This is a genomic window from Kitasatospora sp. NPDC127067, assembly GCF_042724755.1.
Classification (GTDB): domain Bacteria; phylum Actinomycetota; class Actinomycetes; order Streptomycetales; family Streptomycetaceae; genus Kitasatospora; species Kitasatospora lactacystinica.
In genome coordinates, this window is the sequence record NZ_JBHXEM010000073.1 from 31,921 (window position 1) to 43,934 (window position 12,014).

The 12,014-nt window shown below is 72.9% G+C and carries 11 protein-coding genes and 1 pseudogene; 4 read left to right on the top strand and 8 right to left on the bottom strand.

Features of this window, described 5'->3' with window-relative positions; all coding sequences use genetic code 11:
* The first annotated feature begins 94 nt into the window (after window positions 1–94).
* Together ACFWJ4_RS26205 and ACFWJ4_RS26210 are read left to right on the top strand one after the other, a co-directional pair.
* Window positions 95–1,726, top strand: a complete 1,632-nt coding sequence (locus ACFWJ4_RS26205; RefSeq protein WP_380547608.1) for an AMP-binding protein — start codon at window positions 95–97, stop codon at window positions 1,724–1,726.
* Between the two features lie 81 nt (window positions 1,727–1,807).
* Complete coding sequence (locus ACFWJ4_RS26210; protein ID WP_380547611.1) at window positions 1,808–2,239, top strand: SRPBCC family protein; 432 nt, start codon at window positions 1,808–1,810, stop codon at window positions 2,237–2,239.
* A 45-nt stretch (window positions 2,240–2,284) separates the two neighbouring features.
* Here ACFWJ4_RS26210 and ACFWJ4_RS26215 read toward each other — a convergent pair whose 3' ends face one another.
* From ACFWJ4_RS26215 to lxmK, 3 genes are read right to left on the bottom strand one after another with little or no spacing between them, the layout of a single operon-like run.
* Window positions 2,285–3,298, bottom strand: coding sequence for an LLM class flavin-dependent oxidoreductase (locus ACFWJ4_RS26215; protein WP_380547614.1), 1,014 nt, complete (start codon window positions 3,296–3,298; stop codon window positions 2,285–2,287).
* Window positions 3,299–3,308: 10 nt separating this feature from the next.
* A complete protein-coding gene (locus ACFWJ4_RS26220) occupies window positions 3,309–4,376 on the bottom strand; it encodes a T3SS effector HopA1 family protein (protein WP_380547617.1) in 1,068 nt (355 codons plus the stop codon).
* Window positions 4,377–4,428: 52 nt separating this feature from the next.
* Window positions 4,429–5,601: a class V lanthionine synthetase subunit LxmK gene (gene lxmK, locus ACFWJ4_RS26225; RefSeq protein ID WP_380547620.1), complete on the bottom strand. Its 1,173-nt coding sequence runs from the start codon at window positions 5,599–5,601 to the stop codon at window positions 4,429–4,431.
* Window positions 5,602–5,901: 300 nt separating this feature from the next.
* Here lxmK and ACFWJ4_RS26230 point away from each other — a divergent pair, with 300 nt between their 5' ends.
* Together ACFWJ4_RS26230 and ACFWJ4_RS26235 are read left to right on the top strand one after the other, a co-directional pair.
* Window positions 5,902–6,069 (top strand): hypothetical protein, encoded by a 168-nt coding sequence (locus tag ACFWJ4_RS26230; protein WP_380547623.1) that lies wholly within the window; start codon window positions 5,902–5,904, stop codon window positions 6,067–6,069.
* A gap of 175 nt (window positions 6,070–6,244) precedes the next feature.
* A complete protein-coding gene (locus ACFWJ4_RS26235; protein ID WP_359905491.1) occupies window positions 6,245–6,406 on the top strand; it encodes a hypothetical protein in 162 nt (53 codons plus the stop codon).
* Window positions 6,407–6,471: 65 nt separating this feature from the next.
* Here the strand turns inward: ACFWJ4_RS26235 and ACFWJ4_RS26240 are convergent, their stop codons facing one another.
* From ACFWJ4_RS26240 to ACFWJ4_RS26260, 5 genes and pseudogenes are all read right to left on the bottom strand, one after another.
* Window positions 6,472–8,910 carry a LuxR C-terminal-related transcriptional regulator gene (locus tag ACFWJ4_RS26240; RefSeq protein ID WP_380547626.1) on the bottom strand — a complete coding sequence of 813 codons (2,439 nt, stop codon included), beginning with the start codon at window positions 8,908–8,910 and terminating at the stop codon, window positions 6,472–6,474.
* A 49-nt stretch (window positions 8,911–8,959) separates the two neighbouring features.
* Complete coding sequence (locus tag ACFWJ4_RS26245) at window positions 8,960–9,634, bottom strand: TetR/AcrR family transcriptional regulator (RefSeq protein WP_380547629.1); 675 nt, start codon at window positions 9,632–9,634, stop codon at window positions 8,960–8,962.
* A gap of 297 nt (window positions 9,635–9,931) precedes the next feature.
* Entirely contained in the window at window positions 9,932–10,333 is a 402-nt protein-coding gene (locus tag ACFWJ4_RS26250) for a YccF domain-containing protein (protein WP_380547632.1), read from the bottom strand.
* 341 nt (window positions 10,334–10,674) lie between these two features.
* A pseudogene (locus tag ACFWJ4_RS26255) lies at window positions 10,675–10,809 on the bottom strand (IMP dehydrogenase); the annotation flags it as partial.
* A 609-nt stretch (window positions 10,810–11,418) separates the two neighbouring features.
* A complete protein-coding gene (locus ACFWJ4_RS26260) occupies window positions 11,419–11,577 on the bottom strand; it encodes a hypothetical protein (RefSeq protein ID WP_380547635.1) in 159 nt (52 codons plus the stop codon).
* Between the last annotated feature and the right edge of the window lie 437 nt (window positions 11,578–12,014).

The following is a 12,014-nucleotide window of genomic DNA, read 5'->3' on the forward strand; positions in this document are numbered from 1 at the left end:
GCCGCGTGCGCACCCCCGTTCGGGGGTGGCGGCGCGGGGCCGGGGCCCGCGACCATGGTCCCCGTCCCGCACCGCCGTCCCCAGGAGCCAGCCCGTGCCGACCACGCCGACCCCGCGCAGCTACGCCTCCGGCACCTCGGACGTCCCGCTGCTCGGCGACACCATCGGGGAGAACCTCGACCGCGCGGTGCGCGCCTTCCCCGAGCGCGACGCCCTGGTCGACCGGGCCACCGCCCGCCGCTGGACGTACGCCGAACTCGCCGCGGACGTCGACGCCCTGGCGCTCGGACTGCTGGAGCTCGGGATCGCCAAGGGGGACCGGGTCGGCATCTGGGCCCCCAACTGCGCCGAGTGGACGCTCACCCAGTACGCCACCGCCAAGCTCGGGGCGATCCTCGTCACGGTCAACCCGGCCTACCGCTCGCACGAGTTGGAGTACGTGCTCAACCAGGCCGGCATCCGGCTGCTGGTCGCCGCCGAGCGCTTCAAGACCTCCGACTACGCCGGGATGATCGAGGAAGTCCGCCACCGCTGCCCGGAGCTGGAGCGCGTCCTGCTGCTCGGCAGCCCCGCCTGGGAAGCCGTGACCGCCGCCGGCAGGCGGGCCGACACCTCCCGACTCGCCGATCGTCAGCGCGAGTTGGCCCCCGACGACCCGATCAACATCCAGTACACCTCCGGGACGACGGGCTTCCCCAAGGGCGCGACGCTCTCGCATCACAACATCCTCAACAACGGCTACTTCGTCGGCGAGCTGCTCAACTACACCGAGCAGGACCGGATCTGCATCCCGGTGCCCTTCTACCACTGCTTCGGCATGGTGATGGGAAACCTGGCCGCCACCTCGCACGGCGCCTGCACGGTCATCCCCGCCCCCTCCTTCGAGCCCGGCGCCACCCTGGCCGCCGTCGCCGCCGAACGCTGCACCTCGCTGTACGGGGTACCGACCATGTTCATCGCCGAGCTGGCCGACCCGGACTTCGACCGCTACGACCTCGGCAGCCTGCGCACCGGCATCATGGCCGGCTCGCCCTGCCCGAGCGAGGTGATGAAGGAGGTCATCGGCCGGATGGGCATGACGCAGGTGTCCATCTGCTACGGCATGACCGAGACCTCGCCGGTCTCCACCCAGACCCGGGTCGACGACCCGGTCGAGCGCAGGGTCGCCACGGTGGGCCGGGTCGGCCCGCACCTGGAGGCCAAGGTGGTCGACCCGGCCACCGGCCGCACCGTCCCGCGCGGCGAACCCGGCGAGCTGTGCACCCGCGGCTACTCCGTCATGCTCGGCTACTGGGGCGAGCCCGAGCGCACCGCCGAGGCCGTCGACGCCGCCCGCTGGATGCACACCGGGGACCTCGCGGTGATGGACGAGGACGGCTACCTGGCCATCACCGGCCGGATCAAGGACTTGGTGATCCGCGGCGGCGAGAACCTCTACCCGCGCGAGATCGAGGAGTTCCTCCACGCCCACCCGGACATCCTCGACGTCCAGGTCATCGGCGTGCCCGACACCAGGTACGGCGAGGAGCTGATGGCCTGGATCCGGATGCGGGAGGGCGCCGAGCCGCTCACCGCCGAGTCCGTCCGCGCGTACTGCGCCGGCCGGCTCGCCCACTTCAAGATCCCGCGCTACGTGCACGTGGTCGAGGAGTTCCCGATGACGGTCACCGGGAAGATCCGCAAGGTCGAGATGCGGGCGGAGGCCCAGCGGATCCTGGGGCTGTAGACCCCGGGCCCCGACCCGGACGCCCCTCCGCCCGGGCGCGTCCGGGGAGCGCGGTGGCCCGCCCGGCGGGAGAGTGTGATCATGCCCCTCGACGTCACAGTGGAACGCCTGATCCCCCTCCCGCCCGCCACGGTCGCCGCCTACGCGATGGACTGGCGCCACGACCCCGAGTGGACCCAGGGCATCCGCGACGCCACCCTCACCCGGGAGGCCGACACCGGCGGCCTCGGCGCGGGCGCCGAGATCACCCGGACCGCCCGTTTCCTGGGCCGGACCTTCTCGTACGTGCTGCGGGTGGCACGCCACGACCCGCCGACGCTCCTCGACATGGTCTCCGTCGCCGGACCGATGCCCATGCGCGTCACCTACACCTTCGAGCCCACCCAGGCCGGCACCTTCGCCCGCATCCGCGTCCGCGGCGGCTTCCGCCTGACCGGCCCGCTGCTGTCCCACCAGGTGCGCACCGCGCTCACCGCGGACCTGCGGGCCCTGGAGGGACGGCTCACGGGGTGACCGCCGTCCCGTACGGACCTGCGCTTCCCCTCCTGCCGAGGGCCCTCAGAGGGTGTTCCTCAGGGACCGGTCCGGGTTGCCGCCCTCCAGGATCTCCCGCAGGTCGGCGACCGCCGCCGGGACGCCGTAGGACTCCGCGACAGCGACCGGGTTGATCACCACTTCGTCGATACCGGCCTCGAAATGGCGCTCGATGCCCGCCCGGATCTCCCGGAGACCGCCGAACAGGAAGACGCCCTCCTCGACCAACTCCCGGGCGGACGACACCGGGTCGGACACATCGAGGTCCAGACCCGCCCGGCGCAGCATGTCCACGTAGTGGGGCGCACACAGATGAAATCTGGTCCCGCGCTGGGCGAGCACCATCGCACTGCGCCCCGGCCGGTCCAGCACGGCATGGACGACGGTGACGATCCGCGGCCGCTCGCGCCCGGCGTCGCGGGCGCCCTTCTCCAGTGCCGGAGCCAGGACGTCCCGCACATAGTCGGGCGGCGTCAGCCAGGTGATCGCCGTGTCGGCCACCGAACCCGCCGCCCGGGCCATGCCGGGGCGCAGCACACCCGCGCCGACCTCCGGCGGCGTGGTTCCGGCCGGCGCCGACATCCTGGGCAGCACCACCCCGCGCATCGGGAACAGCGGCCCCGAGTGGTGGTCCAACCGCCCCTCGTGCAGCAGCCGGCGCAGGACGTCCAGGTACTCCGCCACCGCCGCCGCCGGACGGGCGTAGGGCGCGCCGTGCAGCGCGGCCACGAAGCCGGGCTCGCCCGCCCCGTAACCCACCACCGGCGGATGGCCCGTCAGCGCGCCGAGCGTGCGGGCCTGCACGGCCGCGTCGTACGGATGCCGGAGCGCCGTCAGCGCCACGGACAGGCCGACCGGGATCCGGCAGCCCGCACCCGCCAGATACGCCAGCACATGATGCGACTCCAACGCCACCGACTGGCCCAGCCAGAGCCGCGCGGCGACCCCCTCCCGGACCAGCTCGGCCAGCGGCAGGACATCCCGCGGGTCCTGGACCTGGAGGGGATACAGCACCGAGACCTTGCGCGAACTCGTCATCCCCGCCACCTCAGACCAGCACTTCCGCATCAGGCACTTCCGCATCAGGCACATCCGCATCCGGCACGGCCGCATCCGGCACGGCCGGTGCCGGCAGGGCCGGCGAACCGAGGTTGCGGGCCGGCTCGGCGGGGGACGCCGACGCCTCGCGCAGGGCCTGGGCGACCTGCTCCTCCAGCGACGGGCCCGCCGGATCGGTCGCACGGCGCACGACACCGTCGGCGACCGCCGCCGCCCGGTGCTGGCCGAAGCTGCGCCCGCCCCAGCCGTCCCGCTCGTCGCGCGGCTCCCAGGCGAGTGCGACACCGGGGCGCAGCGGGGAGGCGAAGACCGACGCGTCCCCGGCGACTCCCGGAAGGCCCGCCACGGCGTCCGCGAGCACCGGCGCGACGGCCGCGTCCGCGGCGCCGAGGTACACCACCACGGCGTCCCGCCGCGGATACGTCCACGGACGGGACAGCACCTTCGCCCGGTACCGCACACCCAGGCCCGCCAGCCGCTCCAGCAGCGCCCGCCACACCGGCGGGGCGGCACCGGGTTCCGCCAGGTGCACGTACAGCCGCAGCACCTCGCCGGCCCGGACCGGCGAACCGTCGGGCCCGTCGACCAGCAGGAAGCCGGGCGACAGCGCCGGACGCACCGCCGGAAGCTCGACCACGCAGGGCCTGCCGACGGCCGGCGGCCCGTCCGAGCGCACCGCGCCGGGCCGCACGCCGACCAGCACCCGGCCCAACTCGACCCGCACCGGACCGTCCGCCCCGCCGTCGGCTGCCTCGACCGGGGAGCGGAGCACACCCGCCGCGACGGTCCGGGTGTGGCCGGTGGCCGCGATCAGTTCGCGCTCGAAGGTCTCGCTGCGCCGCGGCATCCGGGCCGGGCCCTCCTGGCGCACGATGCCGGCGTGCCAGCGTTCGTACAGCAGGCCGGCCAGCGCCGAGCGCAGTTCGCCCCAGGTGTCCGCGGCGACCACCAGGTCGTCGTCGACCTCGACCCGCGGCGTGCCGTCGGTGATCCGCAGGCCGCCGAGCGCCGCGCGCAGGGCCGGGGAGAGCGGGGCCGGGGAATGCTGATGGGACACGATCGTCTCCTGATCCCGTTGTCGATCCGTACGAGTGGGCGTGGGCCCGCGGTCAGTCCTGGACGAGGCCGAGCACCTCGGCGGACCGGAGCGGGTCGAGCAGCGCGTTGCGGCCCACCCCGGCGGCCCCGCGGAGGACGGCGGTGAGGCGGTGGGTGAGGGCCGCCGTGGCGATCGTGCGCTCGAACAGGTGCCAGCCCGCGTACCGGATCACCCGAGCGGTGAACTGCCTTTCGTCGGCGGCGGGTTCGGAGCGAACCCGGCGGTAGCCGGACCAGAACGCGGCGATCTGCGGACGCACCGCGTCGAGCTGCTCGGCGCCGCTGCGCATCAGCGCCTCGTGGACCTCGGCGGGCGGGACCGGGGTGTCCGGCCCGAGGCCCGCGAACATTCCGACGGCCGCCCGGTGGAGCCATTGCCCGACGTACGCGCCGACGTCCCGGGCCGGATCGGCGATCCGGAACTCCTCCCAGTCCGTCAGGTACAGATCGTCGCCGGACAGCAGGAACTGGTCGAGCCGCAGGTCGCCGTGGATCGGCACCGCGGGCGCGGCCGCGCTCGACCCGGCCAGTTCCCGCAGGGCGGCCCGGACCCGCTTGTCGTGCTGCAGCATCGACCACACCTCCAACTCGCCCCCGCTGGCGGCGGCGTAGTCCTCGGCGGTCAGCTCGACCAGCCGGGCGGTGGACCCTTCCCGCCCTCCGGTGGCGGGTTCGGGCAGGTCGGCGGGGTGGACCGGCATGCGGTGCAGTTCCGCGAGCGCCAGGCCGGCCCGGTGCGACAGCGCGGCGTCGAAGCGGCCCTGATCGGCGAGCAGGTTGCCCGGCACCGCGTCGACCAGGCGCTCGTGCACCAGCAGCAGGGCCCCGGGGTCGGCGCCGAGGAAGGCCGGCGAGTGCCAGTGCTCCGGAGGGCGACCGGCGGCCAGCACCTGTTCGAACGCGCGGGCCCGGTCGAAGCGTTCGGCGGCGAGCGGCTGCGCGAGCCGCTTCACGAACACCTCCCGGCCGTCGGCGGTCGGGCCCGCCCAGTTGTCGTTCCGCCCGGGCCGGCTGATGGGCGTCCGGTCCGCGAACGGTGCCACGCCCAGGCGTTCGAGAGCCTGGACGACATCGGGGACGTGGTCGAGTGGAACCGGTGCGAAGACGCCGGTGGGGTCCGTGGCGGGGACCGGCCCCGTCGGCGTTCCGGCCGTGTCCCGGATCGCGGTGATCGTCGCTGCCATGGGAGCCACGGTAGGCGGCGGCGCCCCCTGACGGGCAGCCGCACGGTCCTGCCGGGCACGGCCCGCGGCGGGGGTGGCAGAGCCCTGCCGGACGGGGTCGTGCGCCGCACGTCCCTGCCGGACGGCGGGCGCAACGGTGAGGTTCCGACCGGACGTCGGACGTGCCGGCAGGGAACTGGCGGGAGATCCGGATTCGCCTCCCCGGGGGCGCAGTTGTCTGCCTCTGGGCGGGTGGGGGCGGCGGCTGGTGTGCTGATGGTGCTGCAACCGGCAGCGGACGTGTGAACGAACGGAGTCAGCATGGACAGCAGTGACCTGATGGGTGGTTACTCCGCCTACACCACGCCGGGTGCGGCGCGGAACGACCTGGTGTCGATCCCCGACGGGACGGAGGGGTTCACGCCCGTCGTCACCCTCATCTCGGTGATCTCGATCATCGTGAGCCCGGCCACCATGTCCCTCCTGTAGGAGGGGCGCTCCGAGCGTCCGGCTCGGGCTCCCATGGCACGGACCCCGTGCCGCCGCGATCCCGTGGCGGTCGGGCTCCGCGCCCCGTACAGCCCGCCTACCTGACCGAGTCCGAAGGGGCGGGGTCCCCGTGGTGCTGCGACCGGCAGCGGATGTGTGAGCGAATGGAGTCAGCATGGACAGCAGTGACCTGATGGGTGGTTACTCCGCCTACACCACGCCGAATGCGGCGCGGAACGACCTGGTGTCGATCCCCGACGGGACGGAGGGGTTCACGCCCGCGATCACGGTCTCGATCTCGGTGTTGGTCACCGTCATCGTGAGGGGTTGCAACTGAGCGTTCGGCTCCGTGTCGTGGCGCCGGCACGGGCTTCGGCCCGTGCCGGCGGCGGCGTTCGGCGCTCAGCGCTCCCGGGGGGGCGACGCGGTGCGGTGGACCCAGCCGGCGATCGCCACTCGGGAGGAGCAGCCGAGCTTGCGCATGGTCTCGCGGATGTGGTTCACCACGGTCCATTCGGAGATGGCCAGTTGCCGGGCGATCTGCTTGTTGCTCAGGCCCTCGGCGATCAGCCGGGCGACCTCGCTCTGACGGGGCGTCAGCACCGCGTCGGAGGACGGCTCGGCCGCCGTGGCCCGGGGGGACCCGGCGGGCCGGTCCGGAACGGGTTCCGACGGGTCGCCGGGCGTCCGCGCGGTGACGCAGCCGAGCGCGAAGTCACGGATCAGGTCCGGGAGTTCGACCACCGAACCGGCCGCCATGGCGGCGAGCGACTCGCGGTCGCCGAGCAGCAGCCGCCGCTCGACCCGGCCGACGGTGAAGTCGGGTTCCGTCGGGTCGTCGAGCAGGTGGCGCCGGACGGTGTGGAAGCAGCCCAGCGCCCGGGCGACCGCGGCGGCGCGCGCGGCGGGGCCCGGCAGCAGCGGGCTGCCCATCAGGGCGAGGAGCGCGCCGAGCGCGGCCGGGGCTCCGAGGGGGCGCAGCGTGGCCAGTGCGCGGTCGAGGTAGTTGGTCGAGTCGGCCGCTCGTCCCGCCGCCGCCGCGAACGCGCTCAGGTGCAGCAGCGCGAGGCCGGCGACCAGGTTGTCCCGGGCCTGGATGGCCTCGGCGAGCGCGCGGGTGGCGAGCGCGGCCGCGGCGCCCGCGGAGCGGTGGAGGAACTCGGCCAGCGCGGTGTCGAGCAGCCGGCGACGGGCCAGGTGGCCGCCGTCGGCGCCCGGTTCGATGGCCCGGTGCAGCAGTGCGAGCCCCTCGTCCGGGCGGCTCGGGGTGATGGCGATCCCGCGCAGGTGCGTGATCCTGACGGTGAACCGGCCGTCCGCCGGGTCCTCGTGTCCCGCGTCGCCGGGCTGAACGCCGTCGAGGATGGCCAGCGCCGCTTCCGGCTCGTCGTTGCGGACGGCGGCCTCGGCCAGCAGCAGGGCCGTCCGTCGCCGGCTGTCCCGGTCGGCGTCGGGGCCGCCCAGCGAGGCCAGTCCGGCGGGCCAGTCGAACGGGGTGCCGATCGCGTAGTGGTACACCCGGGACAGCTCGGCGAGGTCGAGTGCTTCTTCCGCGAGCCCGGCGGCGACCAGTGTGTCGAGCGCCCGGCGGATGTTCCCCTCCTCGCTGCGGAACGCGATGATCCCCCCGGCCTGCGGGCCGCCCGTCATGAGGCGGACGGTGGATCCGGCCAGCCGGGCGTGGTGCCGGGCGTGGGCGAGCCGGACGTCCTCCAGTCCGTTCGCCGACTCACCCGTCTGCTTGTCCGGTCGGTACGACCAGCGGCCGAAGGAGAGGTGCAGCCGGGTTCGGGTGTAGCCGTCGAGACGGCCCGAGGGAAGCGCGGAGAGGCTGAGCAGGTGCCGGCCGAGCAGTGACTCCAGGGCGGCCGGGTACTCGTCGAGGCCGACCCCGGAGATCTGCCGGAGCGACTCGGGTCCTGCGCCGCCGCTGAACACGCGGGCGCAGGCGAGCAGTCGGCGTCCGGCGTGGCTCAGGCCGCGCAGCGCTTCGGGTTCGGTGTCGTCCGGGCCGTACGCGTCCAGTAACCGGGCGAGGCCGTCGATGGCGGGCCGGGGCCGGTCCGCAAGCGCTCCGGCCCGGGGGGACTGGCCGTCGAGCGCGGCCCAGAGGACCTCCGGCCCCTCCAGGGCCGCGATCCGTGCGGCCAGGCCGATCGCCCCGGGGTTGCCGTGGAGTTCCACGCAGGCGCGGGCGACGGCCAGTTGGTTGTGCCGCTCGACCTGGAAAGCGGGGTTGAAGGCGCGCAGGCAGGCCACGAAGAGCTCGACGGAGGGCACCGAGGCCAGCGCCTCGACGTCGATGGCGCAGCAGTCCAGCGGCACCGGGAGCGGGGGAACGCTCCGGTGTGCGAAGCCGTCCTGCGCCACCGGCCGGCGCGCGGTGACCAGGGCCTTGACGCCCGTCCCGGCCAGCGCCCGGGCCAGTCGGGCCAGGACCTGCCGGTCGGGGTCGCGTCGCGCGCCGTCCAACAGCAGTACGGACGGGGCGTCGTCGGAATCGCGGGTTCGGGTGATCCAGCGGCGCAGGCCGTCCGCCCAGCCGTCCCCGGGCGCCGGCGCGATCCGGCCGATCGTTCCGCCGGTGCGGGTCCGGTGGGCGAGCGCGACCTCCTCGGCGAGCCGGCTCTTGCCGATCCCCGGCGCCCCGGACAGCAGCACGCCGTCGACGTCCGGCCGTTCGAGCACGGCCAGTACCTCGGCGAGCTCGCCGGCCCGCCCGACCGTCTCCATCGGGAACGGGCCGGTGGCGGCGGGCGGTCGGGCGACGGTCGGCGGTCCGGTCCCGGACGGCCGGTCGGCAGCCGTCGCTGCCGCGACGGCGAAATCAGCGGACGTCATACGCGTCTCCAGAACGTGCCGGCGCGGTGGGTGACCCGGCCGTGTGGGTTCACTGTGACGGGCCGGTCGGCTCGGGCGTCGCGCCGGTGGCGCGCATCGGCCCGGCCGGCCGAGGTTGATCCTCGATCAGATCAGTTGTTGGACAAGAAAGTTGGTACATCGCGTGGATCCGGCGGCGGATCGGCTCCAGTGGGTACTGGTCGGCGTAGATGACGAGTTTGACCGTCACCCCTTCCAGCAGGCTGCGGAGCATGATCCCCTCCAGGTGGGGGTCCTCGGCCCCGCGGGAGTGGAACAACTCGCGGAGCCGCTCCTCCAGTTCGGAGAGCAGCCGGTCCTTCCTGGCCTCCGCCGCCGCGTACAGCGGGTGCGTCCCCGGATCGATCATGAGGCCCAGGGCCATCTGCTGGATGTGACGCGTGCGGTGGGCCGCCAGCAGCGCGCGGTCGATGATGGCGGACAACCGTTCGTCCGGAGTGCCCTCGACGTCCAGGAGTTGGTGGATGCCCTCCAGGTAGCGGTCCAGCAACTCGTCCGCGAGTGCGTGCTTGGTCGGGAAGTAGTAGCTGATCAGCCCGCGCGAGACACCTGCCTGCTCGGTGATGTCGGAGACGGTGGCCTGGTGGAAGCCCTTTCCGGCCAGGACGTCGATGGCGGCGGTGACGATCCGTTCGCGGGACGCTTCCCGCAGCCGGGCGTTGACATGAGGTGAGCGAGGTGACACGCGGGCTCCAGGGCTTCGGCCGCCATGACGGTTGACTGTACAGACATCCAGTCAACAGGACCAGACCGTCTGCTCGTTCGCGCCCGGAAGTACGTCAACGAGTGTGTGGCGCGCAAGATGCCCGGGCCGAGCCGGATCCGACGGCGGCACCACTGCGAACGGGATCGCGTCCCGGCGCCCGGCGTGGAGCAGGTTCACCCCTCCGCCTCCGCCTGGCACTGCCACGGGCCCGACCGGCGAAAACAGTGATGGCCGACGAGGATCTCCGTCCTCGTCGGCCATCGGTGCTCGTGGCGGTTACCGCGCGCCCCACTCCTGGTCGGTCGGCACGATCTCGCGGCCGAGCGGCATCAGCGAGATCGGGATCATCTTGAGGTTGGCCCAGCCGAAGGGGATGCCGATGATCGACAGGAACAGCGGAATGCTGGTGATCAGGTGCCCGATCGCCAGCCACCACCCGGCGAAGACCAGCCAGATGACGTTCCCCACGCAGGACGCCGGCCCGGCGTCCGGCCGTTCCACCGCGGTGCGCCCGAACGGCCACAGGATGAACCCGGCGATCCGAAACGAGGCAATGCCAAATGGGATGGTAATTACGAGAAGGCAGCAGATAATTCCGGCGAGAACGTAGGCAAGAGCCATCCAAATTCCGCAGAAAACCAACCAGATGACATTGAGGATAAACTTTACTGCACTCATGCTTGGTACCTTCTCACGGCTGATGGCGTTGCACTACGACCGTGCCATTCCCGCCGGCGAGCGTGTCTACGCCCTTAGGGGTAGTTCCTCAGGGATCGGTCCGGGCTGCAGCCTCAGATAGGGACTCCTTCGGGTTCAGCGCCAGCAAAGGAGGGCCAGGTGTGCGGCGGCCGACCGCGAGTGACTGGTTGGATCCCGAGCGGCGGGGTGCCGATTGTGGCCGTTGGTCGCGTAGCTGGCCCTCTCCAGGGCGAGCAGGTGGGGCCGCTCAAGAGGGGAACGGTCATTGTTCTCGACCCCGTCACGTATGAGGTGTGGGGCACCGTGGTGGAGGAGCGAAACCAGGGGTGCAGATCGCTGCCGCAGACCGCGGCGCGCAGCACCCGCACGATCGCGTCGGTGGGGTTCTTGATCACCGGGTCGGGCACGTTCTCGACGCGCACGTCTCCGGCTCCGTACAGCAGGGTTGCTCGCATGGCTCCAAATCTCCTTGAGCGGGTCACCGGCGGCATCCGCTCCGCCGCCGGGCGGGGACAGCGGTTCACCGGCGTCCGGAGCTGCTGCACCACGCTGTCGAACTCTCCTACGTCGCTCACGGCAGGCTCCGCTCGTGGGCCGGAGTGGTGGCATATCTTCTCGCCGGTGCGGTCGATGCGCTGACCGCCCCGGTCGTCGCACTCGCCGTGTTCGTCGTGCTGCCGGTCTTCTTACTTCCTGACCAGCGAGGGGCTGCGGCTGCCCGGTCGCGGCCGAGGGGAAGGAAACCGCCGGAGGTAGGCGAGTTGTCCGGCCGGTACCCGGGCTTCATGCTGGGCGAGACGATCCCGGAGGCCGTCAAGAGCAACGCGTAGCGGTCGTGCGCCCGGCCCGCCGGGCCTGGCCGGCACGGTGGCCCGATTGCACGCTTGAGGGGCCCACGGATGAGATGTACCGCAGGAGGCCTCGCGTACGCAGTGGAAGGCCGACGGGCTGCGGCGCGCGGTCACCGACGCGGGCGCCCAAGCGAATGGCCTGGGCGGTTGCCGCGGAAGTCCGCGACGCCCGCCCAGGTCGGTCGGCAGGGAGAGGGGGTCGGTGGGTGACGCTCAGCGTCCGCTCACCAGGCCGTCCAGCTCGGTGTCCCAGTCGATCAGGTGCTCCTCCGTGCCAGGGGGAACCAGGGTGAAGCTCTCCCTCCGCAGCCAGCGGCGAAGCTGCCTGGCGGGTATGTCGACCAGGGCCGCGCCCTCGTGTCCGCTGAGCATGATGCGCAGCTGCTTGCGACCGTGGCAGCGAGAGGGTCGCTGCAGCGGTATCCGAAGCGCACGGGAATGTCGAGGAACTGGTCCTCGCCGAGTACAAGCCGGCCGTCCAGGGCGAGCTCGGTGGAGGTACGGGCACTCGGGACGGGTCGCGATCTGCCGAGAAGGGGCGTCACCGGGTGGGCGGGCCCTGGATCGACAGCTGCGCGCGCGGTCTTCCCGGTCGCGCGCGTCGACCCGGCAGGCCCGAGGACCCTTGACGGAGATTCAGACCAGGAGCCGTATCCGGCTCGGATGTCCCGGCAACGCACCGGCACCTGGTGGGAAGTGCACCATCCGCCTGATGTGGAGCAACCGGTCGGTTCGTGGACTGGCTCCGCGGCCTCCCGGCTCCGCGGCTTCCGACGTCACAGTGTCTCTCTGCGACCAGTCGCCCCCAG

Excerpts from the sequence above, each read along its gene's own strand:
- ACFWJ4_RS26210 (WP_380547611.1), top strand. The coding sequence starts at position 1,808 with ATGCCCCTCGACGTCACAGTGGAACGCCTGATCCCCCTCCCGCCCGCC.
- ACFWJ4_RS26215 (WP_380547614.1), bottom strand. The coding sequence starts at position 3,298 with ATGACGAGTTCGCGCAAGGTCTCGGTGCTGTATCCCCTCCAGGTCCAG.
- lxmK (WP_380547620.1), bottom strand. The coding sequence starts at position 5,601 with ATGGCAGCGACGATCACCGCGATCCGGGACACGGCCGGAACGCCGACG.
- ACFWJ4_RS26230 (WP_380547623.1), top strand. The coding sequence starts at position 5,902 with ATGGACAGCAGTGACCTGATGGGTGGTTACTCCGCCTACACCACGCCG.
- ACFWJ4_RS26235 (WP_359905491.1), top strand. The coding sequence starts at position 6,245 with ATGGACAGCAGTGACCTGATGGGTGGTTACTCCGCCTACACCACGCCG.
- ACFWJ4_RS26240 (WP_380547626.1), bottom strand. The coding sequence starts at position 8,910 with ATGACGTCCGCTGATTTCGCCGTCGCGGCAGCGACGGCTGCCGACCGG.
- ACFWJ4_RS26250 (WP_380547632.1), bottom strand. The coding sequence starts at position 10,333 with ATGAGTGCAGTAAAGTTTATCCTCAATGTCATCTGGTTGGTTTTCTGC.
- ACFWJ4_RS26260 (WP_380547635.1), bottom strand. The coding sequence starts at position 11,577 with ATGCTCAGCGGACACGAGGGCGCGGCCCTGGTCGACATACCCGCCAGG.